Below are 17,582 nucleotides of genomic sequence, written 5' to 3' on the forward strand. Positions count from 1 at the left end.
AGTGAGAATACCGCCTGAACAAGCGAAATAGAACCTTGCTTATCATTTTCTCTTAACAAAAACAGTAACATGAGGAAGGTATAATGACGGAAAACATACTAAAAACCATACAAAGTGGCGCACAAGCACTTTCATTACTAAGTAAGGTACGTTGTGTAGAAAGCTATTCGTTTTCATCTGGAGAAAAAGCGAAAAACTTATATTCATGGCCTACAGAATTTGAAAAAGATAATATAGTTTCCAGTGTACTCGAACAAAATGGAAAAACTTTGGGGAACTACTGTAGAGTTAAATCCTATCCAGTCTCTTACTCCCAGTATAAAAACTATCTACCTGTTTATGCACCGGAAATTATCAGTATTCGAGTTTCACGCTGTCTACTGGATGTATATAAACTTCTGTTCAAAATAAACACTATCACAAAAATTACGGCTGTTTGGGACAGTGTGAAGTATCCAATGCGAACATACCCTAAATCTATGTCTGACATGGATGGTTTAAAAGAGTTTGCCGGATACCGAGATGCGATGCTTGTTTTCGATTTCGGTAACGAAAAATACAGTACAAAGCTTCCAGCATTTGCATACCGAGCATTATTGGTAGCATCAGAGGTATTTAAAACCTTTTCTATTTCTTATGACGACAGAAGTCATTTCATTGGTAACGTCACAGATAAGGCAGGGAGAAGTAAAAGATACCTCGTACACTACGGTAATAAGGGATACCTGTTTGAAGCAATTAATGAAACCTCTGATTCAGTCGATAAACTGGTTGGCTGTGACAAATGGGTCGAAGTTCTGAAAAAAGACGGCTGGAAGTTTTACAACGATAAGTAATCTGGCACTGCAATGCAGCAGCCTTAATAGTTTGAGGTATTAGCATTCACTTCAAATCGAAATGGCAGTTGCAGTGACCCTTTGCAATAGGCAAGGCAATTAGATTGCTAACACTAAATTGCTTCTGCCCCCAAGCTAGGCATCTGAGAGGCCTCTGGACAAATTCGTGTTACCAATGGCGTCAGTCGTGACTCTGCACGCATGACCCAAAGTATGGAAAAACTCTATATACATGGCCAGTTTTAGTTAATCACTACAGTAGGTTAAAAAATAGAAATAAGACGGCCTATTCGAACTAGTTGGCTAAATTAGTAAGACCCCACTTTCATAGACACTATGCTGGTTAGAAGAAGTAGGTCAAACCACCTCACTGTTCTTTGTGAGGTTGAACGTACTGGCAAGGAATGGGGCAGTAATATGTTACCGATTAACTGTTCACGATTTTCATTCCGAGCAGAGCTTATTAAGCTCGCCCAAAAGCTTTGAGAAAGTTCTTGGGGTGTTGGTGAAACCTTACATGCTCAATGTGATTAACCCTCCTCTTTCCCTTAAAGGGTGGAGCAATGTATCCCCAATTAGCGCATCTTGAGAAGTATATTACGTAGTCAATCTGTGCATCCTGCCATTGGTCGGTAACAACGGTGTTTTCATCGAAGCACTCTACCGACTTTACTTGAATGCGGTAGAATTTGCTCCCGTCAGAAATAAGTACATCTGTCTTCATACCATGATCGATCATGGGCATAAAGACTTCCCAGCCGTCTTGTAATAGCCAGCTTGCTAATAGGGTTTCGTAAGAGACACTTTTATAGTGCTTTTTTGCTTCTGAAGAAGAGTGAAGTGTTTTTAAAGGCATATTAATATCCTAATTACATGCTGGTTGTCTTTTTAGCTCTAGACGTCCAGCGAAGCTTCCCTTAGGGATAACTTCAATTAGGATTCACAATGGCTCTTTAGAGGTCTCATCAACTAGCAACAGGAGCTACCCCTAGTCTTCTACCTACTTGGTTACCTTGACTATTAATACTAGTGTTCACGTTCTGTGAGTGAATCGGTTGGTTTTTAAACACGATATACAAAGATCGTAAATTCGTCAATTCAACTGATGGCAAGAAACCTTGATTAGACATGATTAAGAACAAGAACCTCGTTCAGTAGGCACTACACTAACTAGAAAAAGTAGGGAGCAAACTCATGCGTCAAGTATGACAGAATAGCGTGCTAGCTTGGAATGGGGCAGAAACACTCTAGTGTACTCACCCAAAACCACTAACAACGCCATTCTCCACAGATCCAAGACACCGCAATCACTTGCGCTAAAGTTCTATCCTTTGAGCTTACTAACATAACCAACAATAAATAATCGCTACACTCTGCCCCGTTTCATCTTCCTTTGTTTTACCTTGTTATCCTCTTGGAGAAATCGAGTGGCAACCATGAAAGACGTCGCGGACTTAGCCGGTGTATCCACGGCAACCGTCTCGCGTGTTATCAATCGCAGCAGTTATGTTGAGCCTGTGACGCAAGAACGCGTTGAACGCGCCATTAAAGCGCTCAACTACCGCCGAGATGCGCGCGCAACGGCACTGGCGAATCGCAGCAATAACACGCTCGGTTTATTAACTGGTAATTTAGCCGATCCCTTCTTCGCTCTCATCGCCAAAAGCGTTGAAGAAGTTGCTCGTGCCAATGGTTGCCAGTTGGTCGTAGTCAGTGGCGGACACAACGCGCAACGAGAAAAAGAAGGGATCGACTTTCTCATTAGCCAAGGTTGTGAGGCAATGGTCGTGCACTCAAAGATGCTCGATGACACCACGCTGATGCAATACGCTGCACAGCTTCCAGCGATGGTATTGCTCAACCGCACTATTGCACAAATCTCCAATCGCTCAGTGTGGGTAGACAACCGAGCTGGAGCACGAAAATCGGTTGAGTATTTGATTGAGCAAGGTCATCGCAAGATCGCGTGCATCACCAGTGACTTGCCGATTGAAGATCGCACAGATCGATTGGCTGGCTATCGAGATGCCATGAATGCCGCCAACTTAGCCATCCCAACAGGCTGGGTGATTAACCAAAACTTCAGCGAATCTGGCGGTGAAGAAGCGGGACGACAGCTTATCCAAGCTTGCCCGGGCGTCACTGCGGTGGTGACGTTTAACGATGTAATGGCAGCCGGTTTAATGGCGAGTTTGCATGAACAAGGATTGTCGGTTCCCGAGGATATTTCCGTGGTTGGCTTTGATGATGTGTTGCTTGCACGCTACCTCTACCCACGGTTGACCACCATGCATAACCCGATTGATGAAATGTCGACTTATGCGGCGAAACTGGCGCTAAATTTGCGTAAAGATGGCTATTCTCCGCCGAGTTCGCATCAGTTCGAAGCGAGTTTAGTTTGTCGCCAAACGGTCAAAGCAATACAAAAGAACGGCTAAAATTGTGATGAATTTGGCATTCGCGCACCCCATGTAAGCGCTTACATGAAAACAACACACCGCTCTCATTTTGCCTATTACACGACCGTTACTATCCACTGCGAACAAACCCTACATCGATCCTGAGGATAAATAACATGACAAATTCTAAGCCTCTACCGTCGTTCGGATTAGCACTCGCCCCTATTGCGGTGATGTTTGCGCTTCTGGCTGTCGGATACGGAATACTCGGACTTCGCATTGAAGTTCTGTTGCTGATTTCAGCTGCCTTTACTGGTCTTATCGCGTGGAAGATCGGTTACAACTGGGATGACATCATCAACGCCATCGTAGAAAAACTGGCCAAAGCGATGCCCGTGATTCTGATTTTGGTCTCGGTTGGTGGTTTAATTGCCAGCTGGATGGTCAGCGGCACAATCCCTTACATGGTGTACTGGGGACTTAAAGTCATCAGCCCTGAATACATTCTTATTGCCGCTTTTTTTGTAACCAGTGTCGTTTCCGTTTGTACCGGTACGTCTTGGGGCTCAGCGGGCACCGTGGGTGTCGCCCTCATGGGTGTTGCAGCGGGTCTTGATGTCTCGCTCGCAGCGGCGGCCGGTGCGGTTGTGTCTGGCGCATATTTTGGTGACAAAATCTCACCACTATCCGATTCAACTAACTTCGCGCCTGTGGTTTCTGGCACCACTTTGTACGAACACATTCAACACATGCTGTACACCACTCTACCGGGATTTGTGATTGCGTCTGTGGTGTTCTTTTTCGCAGGTCAAAGCGCGGATATCACCAATATTCATGAGCCAGAGAAAGTGGTTCAAATCATCTCGGGCCTAGACAATCTCTACCACTTCAACATTCTACTTCTGATTCCACCAGTGATGATCTTATGGGGCGCGTTAACTAAGAAACCCGTTCTGCCATTGATGCTTGGCGCATCGGCTCTCGCAATTGGTTTGGGTATGGTGTTTCAAGACTTCACTCTTAACCAAGGCTTCCACGCTTACGTAGACGGCTTCAATCTGGCGATGTTTGAGGCAAACGGTCACAGCGTAAATGGTTTGGTGCCAGATATCGCCAAGCTGCTTAACCGTGGCGGTCTGTTCTCGATGATGAGCACGATTCTATTGGTATTCTGTGCCTTTGCCTTCGCTGGCATCCTGAGCCTAACTGGCGCTCTAAACGTAGTGCTAGGCAAATTCCTCCATGCGATTCACACCACAGGTCAGCTGATTGCTTCAACGGTTGTGGCAACCATCACGGTGGTTTTCACCACTTCTGACGGCAAACTAGCGCTGTTGATTCCAGGTGAGTTGTTCCAAAACGCTTACCGCAAAATGGGCTTAGATACCAAGAACCTGTCTCGAACCATCGAAGATGCCGGCACCATTATCGAGCCATTGGTTCCTTGGACGGCCGCAGGTATCTACATGGCAGGTACGCTAGGTGTGGCGACATTGGATTACCTACCATGGGCGATTCAATGTTACACCGGCGTGATCTTCGCTTTGATTTATGGCTTCACTGGCTTTGGTATCGCAAAAGCAAAGCCACAGCAAAACCAACAACAGATTGCTGACGAGCATTCAAATACACCAGCAGTAGAAACAAAATAAGGTAAATCATTGATGAACGCTTTTGACCAAATTCTGAACCGCAAGGAAAGTGGCTCTTTAAAGTGGGACTTTATACAACAAAAGCTGGGATTGGCTGGGACGGATTTACTCCCTATGTGGGTATCCGATTACGATTTTAAAGCGCCGCAAGTCGTGTTAGACGCACTACAACAGCGAGTTGAGCATGGGATCTTTGGTTACGCGGAACGCGATGATGCGTACTACCAAGCGACAATCGACTGGTATCGAAATCAGCATGATACCCATGTTGAGCGTGAGTGGATCACCACAGTGCACGGCGTACTTCCTGGGCTCGCAATGGCATTGCAAATGCTCACCGAAACAGGCGATGGCATTGTGATGCAAAGTCCGGGTTACGGTTCTTTCCGTAAGATCATTGAATTCAACGATCGCGTTGTGGTTGAGAACCCACTGACGGAAACCGAAGGCGACTATCAACTCGACTTTGCTCATCTCGAAACCTGCTTTGCTAATGGCGCAAAAGCGATGATCTTCTGCAATCCACACAACCCAACGGGGCGAGTTTGGTCTGAAAGCGAAATAACAAGAGTTGCCGAACTGTGTGAGCAATACCAAGTCTGGCTGCTGAGTGATGAAATATGGGGCGATTTGGTGGTTGGCGATGCGCCATACTACTCTGCTTTGCGTCTGCCACAAAATCTCACAAAACGTCTGATAGTGGCAACGGCTGCAAGTAAGACGTTTGGTTTGTCGTCACTGCGAATCTCTAACTTTATGATTCCAGATGAATCACTTCGAGCGCAGTTTACTCGCAGGCTAGATGCGCATGGCATGGACGTGTTCAATAGTCTTTCAATGAGCGCCGCGACGATTGCTTATCAAGAGTGCTCTGATTGGTTAGTGAACTTAAAAGACTACCTGTGCGCTAACATCGCCAAACTTGAGCGGTTTGTACAAACAGAACTGCCAGAGGTGACATTTGTCGCCCCACAAGCAGGCTATTTAGCTTGGTTAGATTGTCGTGCGCTCGACCTAACCGACTCTGAGATAGAGCAAAAATTTGTCGCCGCTGGGCTTGTGCCAAGCATGGGGATTGCCTTTGGTAAAGAAGGTTCTGGCTTTGTTCGCCTTAATCTAGGCTGCCCAGCAGGCACACTAGATGAAGCCTTGATACGAATTAAACAAGCACTAAGCTAGTCGTAAAAACTACAGATAAAACAAAGCCACGCGACTTAATTACCAGCGTGGCTTTTTGTTTATTGGGTTCTTTTTGTTTACTTGCTTTTAGGCGCTGGGCGCTTCGCCTTACTTTGAAACTGCTTAACGCTCTTTTTATTTTGCGTGCGGCGATTGGCTTTTTTGTCGCGTGGCGCGCGTTTGCTCTCGCCTGTCGACGGTTTGTCTGTAACTGGGAACCCTTCCAGATCTTGCACAGGTAACTCACGTTGGGTGAGGTGGCGAACCGCGCTGAGTGCATCCATTTCGCCGTGGCAAACCAATGACAATGCCACGCCTTGCTCACCTGCGCGAGCGGTGCGCCCTACACGGTGAACGTAAGTTTCTGCATGCATCGGCAGTTCAAAGTTGATCACCACGGGCAGTTGTTCAATGTGAATGCCACGCGCTAATAAATCAGTGGCAATCAGCACCTGAGCTTGCCCAGATTTAAACTGCGCCAACGCGTCTTCTCGCTCTGCTTGGCTCTTGTCACCGTGCAGTGCATTGGTTGAGATGCCCGCTTTATTCAGCTTCTTCGCCAAACCATCTGCGTTCTCTTTCGCACCAATAAAGACTAATGCCTGAGTCCACGCGTTTTTTTGAATCAGTTCAATCAATGCCTTGGTTTTACTGCCTTTGTTGACGAGGTACAGCGTTTCAGCAATATCTTGGTTGGTGCTGTTTTCTTGATGCGCTGCTACCTGCTTTGGTGCCTGCATAAGCAGCTTCGCTTTACCCTTCAACTCATCTGAAAAGGTTGCCGAGAACATTGCGGTTTGACGCTGGTTTGAAATCTGCCCAGCAATATTTTGCACGTCAGGCCAAAAGCCCATATCCAGCAAGCGATCCGCCTCATCCAACACCAGATAATGGATATTACTCAAGTCTAAATCGTTGTTTGCCAGATCAACCAAACGGCCGGTTGTGGCAACAAGAATGTGAGGATTTGACGCAAGTGCTTGCAGTTGCTGCTCTTTATCAACGCCACCACACAAACACACCGCGTTAAGGCCAAGCGCTTGACCAACTTGGTTAATCGCCTCGCTCACTTGTGTCGCCAGCTCGCGCGTTGGTACCAAAATCAGCGCTTTTTGCTCTGGATTGACCCTTAGCTTTTCCAACAAAGGCAAACCATACGCAAGGGTTTTGCCGCTGCCCGTATTTGCCAAAGCCAATAGATCTTGACCAGCCAGCAGCTCTGGAATCGCCAACGCTTGAATATCGGTCGGTTTCTTGAAGTCTTTTGGCAGTGCGTGAATCAGCTCAGAACTCAAAGAGAGAGTAGAAAATGGCATTAGCTTAACCTTGTGCTTTTGGTTGAAGAGGCAGTAAAACAATATAGATGAAGTAAATCGCAGGCGCGGACTTTACCACAATCTAGAGGACGAACCATCCCATTTTAGAAGTTCAAACCGAGCGTAGTCTGAGAATCGCGCGGCAAAAACAAGAAAGCGCAGAGCCGAAACCCTGCGCTTTTAAAAACGGTTTACATTGTAAATCGTTACTTGGTGTAGAACGCGCGTTTTAGTGCCATCTCTAAACCGCGAACTTCAGCCAGACCTTTCAAGCGACCAATAGCGGAGTAGCCTGGGTTGGTTTTCTTCTTCAGGTCATCCAACATTTGGTGGCCGTGATCCGGGCGCATTGGAATCAAACGATGGTCGCCCACTTCTGCGCGGCGCTGTTCTTCATCCAGAATCGCCATCACCACGTTGTACATATCCACATCGCCATCCAGGTGCGCCGCTTCGTGGAATGTCATCGGGTTGCTTTCTTCACGCTTGGTGGAACGCAAATGAGTGAAGTAAATGCGCTCGCCGTGCTTTTTGATCATCTTCACTAGGTCATTGTCACCACGCACACCGTAAGAGCCGGTACACATGGTCAAACCGTTCATTTTGCTTGGCACTTTTTCGGTCAACCAATCAATGTCTTCGATGGTTGAAACGATACGCGGCAAGCCAAGAATTGGGCGCGGTGGATCGTCTGGGTGCACCGCGAGTTTCAAGCCGTGCGCCTCACACACAGGCATCAGTTGCGACAAGAAATACGCCATATGCTCACGCAGTTTGTCTTTGCTAATGCCCGCGTAGCGGTCGAGTTGCGCTTGGAACTCTTCCAAGGTGTAGCCTTCTTCTGCGCCCGGCAAGCCGGCAATAATGTTGCTGGTGAGCTGCTGGATTTGCGCGTCAGACATGTTATTGAAGTATTCCAATGCCTGCGCTTGTTCCGCTTCGGTGTAATCCGCTTCCGCGCCCGGACGCTTGAGAATGTGCAGCTCAAATGCCGCAAAGGCGATTTGGTCAAAACGCAGCGCTTTAGAGCCATCTGGCATTTCAAATTCTAAGTCGGTGCGCGTCCAGTCAAGCACCGGCATAAAGTTATAGCAAACGGTGTCAATACCGCACTCTGCAAGGTTACGCAGGGTTTGCTTGTAGTTGTCGATCCATTGTTGGAAGTTGCCCGTCTGAGTTTTGATTTCTTCGTGAACTGGCACACTTTCAACCACTGACCACGTTAAGCCCTTCTCTTCGATGATGGCTTTACGTTTTAAAATCTCTTCTTTTGACCACACTTCCCCATTTGGGATGTGGTGCAAGGCATTCACAATGCCTGTTGCGCCCGCTTGACGAATATCGTCTAGCGAAACCGGATCATTCGGGCCGTACCAACGCCAAGTTTGTTCCATGACACTCACCTTTTTTAAGACGCACTTAGCCCGCTCAAATTCTTCAAGCTAAATGCACAACGACTTCTTAATATGCAGCCGCGGCAAGGCGGCTGCGCTGACGAGAACCAGCCGAAGCTGGCAAGGTGGTTACACTTTTTCTGCGCTCAGTAACACCACAGGGTTTGAGCTGAAAAGGTAACCATCGAAATTAGGATCGTCGACGTCAGACAGTTCCAACAGGCGCTGTTTTACGTTTTCAAGGTGCTGCCACATGGCATTTTTGGCGGCGATAGGATCTTTGCGCTGTAATGCCGCTAAGATTTTTGCGTGATCATCAAGCCACTCTTCACGATAGTCTTGACTGCTGATGTGAGAATGCAGTTTTTTCCACATCGGGCTTTTTTCGCGTCGTTCCCATGATTGTCTCAGCATGTCCACCAGCACAGAGTTTTGTGTGGCCTCTGCAATGCACATGTGAAACTTCTCATCACCGTTACAATCTTCCGTGCCACTGGCCAGCTCATCTCGTTCGAGCTTAAGTGCGGCACGCATTTTCACGATGTCTCCCGGCGTCACTTGCGTGGCAGCAAATTCGGCGATATTGCTTTCGAGCAACTGACGCGCTTGGAGCATTTCGAACGGACCTGCGTCATCGCTGATCACGTTCTCACGAGCGTTATTTTTAGAAGGAATATTAATGACGTAAACACCAGAACCTTTTTTCACTTCGACTAAGTTTTCCAGTTCCAACATGATGATCGCTTCACGCACCACGGTACGGCTAACGTCTAAACGTTCAGCAATATCGCGTTCTGGCGGTAATCGATCCCCCACTTTATAGTGGCCGTTGATCAACTCTTTTCTCAGTACTAAGCCTATCTCTTGATACGGTCTTTTCGGTTCAAAAGGCATCATGATGATATTGTCACTATATTCCATCTAACTACTCACGCCATCATAACGACCAATTATAATTGGTCAACCTATATGTACCAGAATGTGGTAACACCTTGTTTTTATTTTACAATTACGACGATTTTTTTTAATTACTGTACTGCTTTGATTCGCTCAACAAGTTGATTTAATTGAGGATTGCTCTTTTCAATCTCTTGATACATTGGTTGAACAGCTTCCACAAAGGCTGCTTTATTGGGTTCAACAAATGTCACGCCCATTTTTTCTGCTTTCGCGCGCTCTTTGGCTTCCGATTCTGCCCACAATTTCTTCATATATTCTGAAGAATCTGCGGCGGCTTTCATCAACGCTTGTTGCTGCTCAGGCGTCAGCTTGTCGTAAGTTTTGGTCGAGATAACCAGCACATCCGGCACCATGGTGTGCTCATCCAAGCTGAAGAATTTTGAGACTTCGCTGTGACGGCTCAAGCTGAACGATGGGATGTTGTTTTCCGCAGCATCCACCACGCCTTGTTGTAGTGCGGTGTATAGCTCACCGTAGGCCAGTGGTGTTGGGTTACCGCCCAGCGCTTTCACCATCGCAATCGCGGATGGGCTTGGCTGCACGCGTACTTTCAAACCTTTGAGATCCGCAGGAGTATTAATCGGTTTGCTGGTGTAGAAGCTACGTGCGCCCGCATCGTAGTAGGTCACGCCAATAAAGCCACTTTGGGCGGAAGAGTTAAGAATCTCACGGCCAACTTCACCATCGGTCACTTTGTAGTAATGCTCTTTATCACGGAACAAGTACGGTAAGTTAAAGGCTGAGTAAGCAGGCGAGAACGCTTCCAGTTCTGCCGCGTTGCTCTTCACCATATCCAGAGCGCCATTTTGCATCAGCTCCATTGATTCACGTTGTGTGCCTAGCTGAGCATCAGGATAAATACGAATGCGTACTTCCCCACCCGTTAACTCACGTACTTCTTTTGCCATGTAATCCATTGCTTTGTGCACCGCATGGTCACGTGGGTGGTTGTGACTGAGTTTCAAAGTGGTCGCAGCATAAGCAGACGCAGTGGCGCCGAAGGTCATTGCAGCACCGACAAGGGCACTTATTAGAGTCTTACGCGTCATCATTGTTCTTGTCTCCGTGGATTGGTTGTCCAATGTGTAGGGTATTTTTAGTTTTTAAACGGTATTTCTTGTTTCGAAGCCATTATTGGCGATCAAAAAAGCAACCGTCAAAACAAAAAAACAAATTGATTGACCAAAATCACACTAATCACCCTTAAATTGGTTAACCAATTCATTTGTGAAGCCGCTCACGTGACAACCAAATCGCCTAACTTATAATCCACTCAGAACAACATGCCTATTTTGAGACCCTACACAAATACGCTCGCCCACATTGGTAAACCAATTGTTATGCAGTCCGCGTGTTTACTTTAAGGAAATGAAAATGAATAAATTGGTCACGTATATCAACAGGGGGTTGGCAGCATTTACTGTCTCTCTTTCGACCTTTCTTGTCTTCTGCGTGGTTTGGCAGGTGCTTTCACGCTACGTACTCGGTAAACCAAGCACCGTCACGGATGAACTAGCTCGCTATCTCTTTATGTGGGTGGCGCTTATTGGTGCCGCTTACACCACAGGTCTCAAACGTCACCTCGCCATTGACCTTTTGACGATGAAACTCAAAGGCAAGAAAAAACTGGTGAATGAAATCGTCATCCAAGTGGCCATTGCGCTCTTCTCTTATGTGGTGTTGGTCCACGGCGGAACACAATTGGCACTCAAAACATTGGCCACTGGCCAGCTAACCCCGGCATTGGGCTTAGAGATGGGCTACATCTATTTCTGCCTGCCTATCAGTGGCGCACTGATGATCTTTTATTCCGTGATTTTCGCTTATGAGCGCGTCAAACAATTAATGTCTGGTGAAACCCTAGTCACCGACTCACAACTTGATTCTTAGAGGGTTCCACAATGGAATGGCAATTAATTCTTACCTTATTTGGCAGCTTCGCTGTATTACTGGCAATTGGTGTACCGGTTTCCTTCGCCATTGGCCTTTCTTCACTGGCAACCATTTTAATGGGCCTACCATTAGAGCCTGCGATTGCGGTTGTCGCTCAGCGCATGGCGGCGGGTCTTGATAACTTTGCTCTGCTGGCTATCCCGTTCTTTATCTTGGCGGGTAACATTATGAACCAAGGTGGTATCGCACTGCGCCTGATTAACTTTGCCAAAGTGTTAGGTGGCCGTCTTCCTGGTTCCCTAGCGCACGTAAACGTGATGGCGAACATGATGTTTGGCTCAATTTCTGGCTCAGCCGTCGCATCTGCCGCAGCGGTTGGCGGCACCATGTCGCCACTGCAAAAGAAAGATGGCTACGATGAAAACTTTTCTGCCGCGGTAAACATCACTTCTTGTCCATCGGGTTTGTTGATCCCGCCAAGTAACACCTTGATCGTGTTCTCGTTAGTCTCTGGCGGTACCTCTATCGCGGCGCTGTTCCTCGCTGGTTACATTCCGGGCATCTTGATGGGTCTAAGCATCATGGTGGTGGCTGGGATCATCGCCAAACGTCGTGGTTACCCAATTGCGGCTCGCCCAACGCTAGCGATGGTTTGGGATACATTTCTAAAAGCGGCGCCTTCACTGGCTCTGATTGTGGTCATCATGGGTGGCATCATCGGCGGTATCTTTACGGCTACCGAAGCCTCTGCCATCGCCGTGGTCTACACCTTTGTTTTGGCGGTGTTGGTGTATCGCGAAGTGAAATGGCGAGACCTTCCTAAGATCATTTTGGAATCTGCCGTCACCACATCGATTGTTTTGCTGTTGGTTGGCGCGTCTATGGGCATGTCTTGGGCGATGGCAAATGCCGACATTCCATACATGATTGCTGATGCGCTACTGGCGATCTCTGACAACCCAATGATGATTCTGCTCATCATCAACATCATCTTGCTGATTGTCGGTATCTTCATGGATATGACGCCAGCGGTACTGATCTTCACGCCGATCTTCCTGCCCATCGCGCTGGATATGGGCATCGACCCGGTTCACTTCGGCATCATGATGACCTTCAACTTGGCGATCGGCATCTGTACTCCACCGGTAGGTAGTGCGTTGTTTATCGGTTGTTCTGTGGCGAACGTTGCCATCGACAAAGTGATCAAGCCGCTGCTGCCATTCTACGTTGCACTGATTGCGGCCCTAATGGCGGTGACCTTTATTCCTGAACTCAGCCTGTTCTTACCAAAACTGGTCCTAGGCTACTAACTCTTTCAATGAATCATCCCGCAGAGCACTCTGCGGGAGAAGGGAAATAAAATGAAAACCATTGCAAACTCTACCCTAAATGCTGCTGTTTCGCTGCCAGATTACGACCGTTCAACGCTCAAAAGCCGTATTGTTCACCTTGGTTTCGGTGCTTTCCACCGTGCACACCAAGCTCTGTTCACCAATGAAATGCTGAGCAAAACAGGCTCGGATTGGGGCATTTGTGAAATCAACCTATTTGGCGGTGAAGAGTTAATTCAATCGCTGCGCGCGCAAGATCACCTCTACACGGTGGCAGAGAAAGGCGCACAATCGACCGAAGTCAAAGTGATTGGCTCGGTGACGGAATCACTGCACCCACATTTGGACAGCATCGAAGCTGTTCTCGAAAAAATGGCCGAGCCACAAGTGGCGATCGTTTCAATGACGATTACCGAGAAAGGCTACTGCGCCGACCCAGCGACGGGCACGCTTGATAAAAACAACCCGCTAGTCATTGCTGACCTTGCCAACCCAACAGAGCCGAAATCAGCCTTGGGTTACATCGTGCAAGCGCTTAAGATGCGTCGTGAACGCGGTCTGACGCCATTTACCGTGATGTCTTGCGATAACGTGCAAGAGAACGGTCACGTAGCAAAAGCAGCGGTACTTGAGTTCGCTCAACTGCTTGACCCAGAATTGCGCGACTGGATTGAAACCAACGTTACCTTCCCTTGCACCATGGTTGACCGCATTGTGCCAGCAGCAACCGAAGAGACACTGAGCGAAATCGCTGAGCTACTAGGTTGTGAAGATCAATGTGGCATCGCTTGTGAACCTTTCCGCCAATGGGTTATCGAGGATAACTTCGTGGCAGGTCGTCCAGATTGGAACGTGGCTGGCGCAGAATTTGTTGCCGACGTTGTCCCTTACGAAGAAATGAAGCTGCGCATGCTAAATGGTAGCCACTCGTTCCTAGCCTACCTAGGCTACCTTGGTGGTTACGCGCACATCTCTGACACCATGACTGACGAAGGCTACCGCAAAGCGGCATTCGACATGATGATGCAAGCACAAGCCCCTTCGCTGACCATGCCAGAAGGCACCGATTTAGAAGGCTACGCTAAGCTGCTTATCGAGCGCTTCACTAACCCAAGCTTGAAACACAAAACATGGCAAATCGCGATGGATGGCAGCCAGAAGATCCCGCAACGCATGGGTGGCAGCTTACGATTCCATCTTGCTCAAGGTTCTAACTTCTCATGGTTGGCAACAGCGATTGCAGGTTGGATGCGCTACGTATCCGGCGTGGACGAGCAAGGCAACGACATTGATGTTCGCGATCCAATGGCAGAGACACTACGTCAGATTTGCGACCAACACGGCTTGAACGTTTCTGTTGTGCCTGCGTTGCTCGCGGTTGAAGCCATCTTCCCTGCAGAGCTTGGTCAAAACCCACAAGTGATTGATGCGGTGAGCAGTGCTTACCAATCGCTGATTGATAACGGTGCTCGTGCCACTGTCGCTGCGTTGTAATAGGAGTTAACGATGAAGAATTTCTTGTGTGAAGACTTTTTACTCTCAAACGAAACTGCACGTCGCTTATACCATGAGCATGCGTTCCACCAGCCAATTTATGATTACCACTGCCACCTAAACCCAGCGGAAGTGGCGCAAAATCGTCAGTTCGATAACTTGGGGCAAATCTGGCTTGAAGGCGATCACTACAAATGGCGTGGCATGCGCTCGGCAGGCATTGGAGAACGTTTGATTACGGGTGATGCGAGCGATTACGACAAATACATGGCGTGGGCGAAGACGGTTCCTCAAACCTTGGGCAACCCGCTTTACCACTGGACGCACCTAGAACTGCGTCGCCCATTCGGCATTACCAATACGCTGTTTAACCCAGACACTGCTGACCAAATTTGGCATCAATGTAATGAGCGACTGGCGACCCCTGAATTTACCGCTCGTGGCATCATGCAGCAAATGAACGTCGTAATGGCGGGCACAACCGATGATCCTATTGACTCACTAGAACATCACAAAGTGATCGCAGAAGACGACACCTTTAACGTCAAAGTACTGCCGAGCTGGCGTCCGGATAAAGCGTTCAAGATTGAATTGGACGTGTTTGCCGATTACATGCACAAACTGGGCGAAGTAGCAGACATTGAGATCCGCCGCTTTGATGATTTATTGAGTGCACTCGATAAACGTTTGGCACACTTCGATGCACATGGCTGTCGCGCGGCAGACCACGGCATTGAGATCGTCCGTTACGCGCCAATTCCAAGCGAAACTGATTTAGATGCGTTGCTGACTCGTCGTTTGAATGGCGAAGTATTGTCTGAGCTTGAATGTGCGCAGTTCTCTACCGCGGTTCAAGTTTGGCTCGGCAAACGCTACGCGCAATTGGGCTGGGTCATGCAGCTTCATATTGGCGCGCAGCGCAACAACAGCACACGCATGTTCCAACTACTAGGTGCCGACGCTGGCTTTGACTCGATTGGCGATCGCCCATTTGCTTTTGAACTGGCACACTTGTTGGATGAAATGGACCAAACCAACGAGCTGCCTCGTACCATTCTTTACTGTTTGAACCCTCGTGATAACGAAATGATGGCGACCATGATTGGTAACTTCCAAGGTGGCGGCATCGCGGGCAAAGTGCAGTTTGGCTCAGGTTGGTGGTTCAACGATCAGAAAGACGGCATGCAACGCCAAATGGAACAGCTTTCTCAACTTGGTTTGCTCAGCCAATTCGTTGGCATGTTAACGGATTCGCGCAGCTTCTTGTCTTACACTCGCCACGAATACTTCCGCCGCATCTTGTGTGACATGGTCGGTCGTTGGGCAGAGAACGGCGAAGTTCCAAATGACTTATCGTTGCTTGGCCCTATGGTCGAAGACATCTGTTTTGGTAACGCGAAGCGCTACTTTGAAGAGAGGGCGTAACCAATGAAGCACATCGCCATTATTGGTGAATGTATGATTGAGCTGAATGGCAAACCGTTCGGCTCAATGCATCAAACATTTGGTGGGGATACGCTCAACGCTGCGGTTTATTTGAGCCGCGGCTGCGAAGCCAATAGCAAACCTGATGAAGTTAAAGTTTCTTACGTTACGGCACTTGGCAATGACCCAATCAGTACGGGCATGCTGACTCGCTGGGAAGACGAAGGCATCTCAACAGACTTAGTGCTGCGCGATGAGACTCGTACGCCGGGTTTATATTTGATTCAACTTGATGACCAAGGCGAGCGTACATTCTTATATTGGCGCAACCAATCAGCCGCGCGTTACTTACTTCAACACCCAAACTTTGGACTGATTAAACAAGCGTTAACTCAAGTGGATGCGGTGTTTCTCAGCGGTATCTCTTTAGCCATCTTGCCAGATGAAGACCGAATTTCACTGCTCAACTTATTGGTCGAACTTAAAGCCCAAGGCGTTGAAATCGCTTTTGATAGTAACTTCCGCCCAGCACTGTGGCCTCGAGACGATAATCAAACCGTCAAAAACGTTTACCAAGCCATGTATCAACTGACGGACGTTGCCTTGGTGACTTTTGATGACGAGCAATTGATCTGGGGTGACGAAACACCAGAGCAAACCATTGGACGCCTTACCTCTCTTGGCGTGGGCAAATGCATCGTCAAGCTCGGCGCAGATGGCTGCTTAGTTCAAGACGCAACCAATCAGGGTTCGAGCGCGGCTCAGGCTCCACAAGCCGTGCCAACCCAACCTGTCGCTCAAGTGGTGGACACCACATCGGCGGGCGACTCATTCAATGGTGGCTTTTTATCGGCATACCTTGCTGGCGCCGATCTCGCGACCTCATGCCAAAGAGGTAACGCACTGGCAGGTGCTGTGATTCAACATCGCGGTGCCATCATTCCCAAAGCATTCACACAACCGGCGCTTGGCGTCGTTTAAGGAACACTCATGTCTAGCATTAAAGAACAATTGAAAGCGTTGAAAGTCATCCCTGTTATCGCCATTGATAAAGCAGAAGACATTATCCCACTGGGTAAAGTACTGGCAGAAAACGGACTCCCAGCTGCTGAAATCACCTTCCGTTCAGCAGCGGCTGCAGAAGCAATTCGCCTACTGCGTGAAACCCAACCAGACATGCTGATTGGCGCAGGTACAGTACTGAATCGTGAGCAAGCGATCGCAGCAAAAGAAGCAGGCGCAACCTTTATCGTCTCGCCTGGCTTTAACCCAAATACCGTTAAAGCGTGCCAAGAAATCGGGATTGATATCGTACCAGGTGTGAACAACCCAAGCACAGTTGAAGCCGCACTGGAAATGGGGTTAACCACCTTGAAGTTCTTCCCTGCAGAAGCTTCTGGCGGCATCAACATGGTGAAATCACTGCTCGCGCCCTACACCGACATCGAACTAATGCCAACAGGTGGCATTAACCCTGCGAACATTAAAGATTACTTAGCGATTCCACGCGTGTTGGCCTGTGGCGGAACTTGGATGGTAGACAAGAAACTGATCGAAGAAGGTAACTGGGAAGAGCTTGCACGCCTAACTCGCGAAGCGGTTGCGCTTGTAAATGAGTAATCGCTTTTAGCGATTGAATAAAGTGCCCAGCCCTCCCTCGGTGGAGGGCTGATTCGTTTGCATTCACATTCACTCACGTGGTT

At 48.2% G+C, this 17,582-nt stretch carries 15 protein-coding genes; 10 read left to right on the forward strand and 5 right to left on the reverse strand.

The features are described from left to right. The first annotated feature begins 83 nt into the window (after window positions 1-83). Complete coding sequence (locus PQQ36_RS05110; protein ID WP_047111230.1) at window positions 84-836, forward strand: hypothetical protein; 753 nt, start codon at window positions 84-86, stop codon at window positions 834-836. Between the two features lie 463 nt (window positions 837-1,299). On the opposite strand, the gene PQQ36_RS05115 is transcribed toward PQQ36_RS05110, so the two are convergent. Then, on the reverse strand, window positions 1,300-1,692 hold the full coding sequence (locus PQQ36_RS05115) for a hypothetical protein (RefSeq protein WP_043921188.1): 393 nt from the start codon (window positions 1,690-1,692) through the stop codon (window positions 1,300-1,302). Window positions 1,693-2,263: 571 nt separating this feature from the next. On the opposite strand from PQQ36_RS05115, the gene PQQ36_RS05120 reads away from it, so the two are divergent. The 3 genes from PQQ36_RS05120 to PQQ36_RS05130 all read left to right on the forward strand — a co-directional run bounded on the left by PQQ36_RS05120 (window position 2,264) and on the right by PQQ36_RS05130 (window position 6,066). Continuing rightward, window positions 2,264-3,274, forward strand: coding sequence for a LacI family DNA-binding transcriptional regulator (locus PQQ36_RS05120; protein ID WP_047111233.1), 1,011 nt, complete (start codon window positions 2,264-2,266; stop codon window positions 3,272-3,274). 137 nt (window positions 3,275-3,411) lie between these two features. Continuing rightward, the gene (gene nhaC, locus PQQ36_RS05125) at window positions 3,412-4,887 is read left to right on the forward strand and encodes a Na+/H+ antiporter NhaC (RefSeq protein WP_047111237.1); all 1,476 of its coding nucleotides are present in this window, start codon (window positions 3,412-3,414) and stop codon (window positions 4,885-4,887) included. Between the two features lie 12 nt (window positions 4,888-4,899). Next, window positions 4,900-6,066, forward strand: coding sequence for a MalY/PatB family protein (locus tag PQQ36_RS05130; protein WP_047111241.1), 1,167 nt, complete (start codon window positions 4,900-4,902; stop codon window positions 6,064-6,066). Window positions 6,067-6,143: 77 nt separating this feature from the next. Here PQQ36_RS05130 and PQQ36_RS05135 read toward each other — a convergent pair whose 3' ends face one another. The 4 genes from PQQ36_RS05135 to PQQ36_RS05150 all read right to left on the reverse strand — a co-directional run bounded on the left by PQQ36_RS05135 (window position 6,144) and on the right by PQQ36_RS05150 (window position 10,788). Continuing rightward, entirely contained in the window at window positions 6,144-7,382 is a 1,239-nt protein-coding gene (locus PQQ36_RS05135) for a DEAD/DEAH box helicase (RefSeq protein WP_263138838.1), read from the reverse strand. A gap of 206 nt (window positions 7,383-7,588) precedes the next feature. Then, window positions 7,589-8,776 carry a mannonate dehydratase gene (gene uxuA, locus PQQ36_RS05140; protein ID WP_042779760.1) on the reverse strand — a complete coding sequence of 396 codons (1,188 nt, stop codon included), beginning with the start codon at window positions 8,774-8,776 and terminating at the stop codon, window positions 7,589-7,591. A 129-nt stretch (window positions 8,777-8,905) separates the two neighbouring features. Next, complete coding sequence (locus tag PQQ36_RS05145) at window positions 8,906-9,697, reverse strand: FCD domain-containing protein (RefSeq protein WP_011081967.1); 792 nt, start codon at window positions 9,695-9,697, stop codon at window positions 8,906-8,908. A gap of 107 nt (window positions 9,698-9,804) precedes the next feature. After that, on the reverse strand, window positions 9,805-10,788 hold the full coding sequence (locus tag PQQ36_RS05150; protein WP_015728417.1) for a TRAP transporter substrate-binding protein: 984 nt from the start codon (window positions 10,786-10,788) through the stop codon (window positions 9,805-9,807). A gap of 322 nt (window positions 10,789-11,110) precedes the next feature. Between PQQ36_RS05150 and PQQ36_RS05155 the strand changes: the two genes are divergently transcribed. Genes PQQ36_RS05155 through PQQ36_RS05180 form a run of 6 tightly spaced genes read left to right on the forward strand, consistent with a single transcriptional unit; the run spans window position 11,111 to window position 17,499 of the window. After that, window positions 11,111-11,626, forward strand: a complete 516-nt coding sequence (locus PQQ36_RS05155) for a TRAP transporter small permease (protein ID WP_005461368.1) — start codon at window positions 11,111-11,113, stop codon at window positions 11,624-11,626. 11 nt (window positions 11,627-11,637) lie between these two features. Continuing rightward, window positions 11,638-12,939: a TRAP transporter large permease gene (locus PQQ36_RS05160; RefSeq protein ID WP_005461370.1), complete on the forward strand. Its 1,302-nt coding sequence runs from the start codon at window positions 11,638-11,640 to the stop codon at window positions 12,937-12,939. Window positions 12,940-12,990: 51 nt separating this feature from the next. Then, window positions 12,991-14,454: a mannitol dehydrogenase family protein gene (locus PQQ36_RS05165; protein ID WP_130246811.1), complete on the forward strand. Its 1,464-nt coding sequence runs from the start codon at window positions 12,991-12,993 to the stop codon at window positions 14,452-14,454. Window positions 14,455-14,466: 12 nt separating this feature from the next. Beyond that, entirely contained in the window at window positions 14,467-15,879 is a 1,413-nt protein-coding gene (gene uxaC / locus PQQ36_RS05170; protein ID WP_258429932.1) for a glucuronate isomerase, read from the forward strand. A gap of 3 nt (window positions 15,880-15,882) precedes the next feature. Further along, entirely contained in the window at window positions 15,883-16,860 is a 978-nt protein-coding gene (locus PQQ36_RS05175) for a sugar kinase (protein ID WP_273660520.1), read from the forward strand. A 9-nt stretch (window positions 16,861-16,869) separates the two neighbouring features. Beyond that, window positions 16,870-17,499, forward strand: coding sequence for a bifunctional 4-hydroxy-2-oxoglutarate aldolase/2-dehydro-3-deoxy-phosphogluconate aldolase (locus PQQ36_RS05180; RefSeq protein WP_005477517.1), 630 nt, complete (start codon window positions 16,870-16,872; stop codon window positions 17,497-17,499). Window positions 17,500-17,582: the final 83 nt, after the last annotated feature.

Source organism: Vibrio sp. CCUG 15886, assembly GCF_028570825.1.
Taxonomy (GTDB): domain Bacteria; phylum Pseudomonadota; class Gammaproteobacteria; order Enterobacterales; family Vibrionaceae; genus Vibrio; species Vibrio vulnificus_B.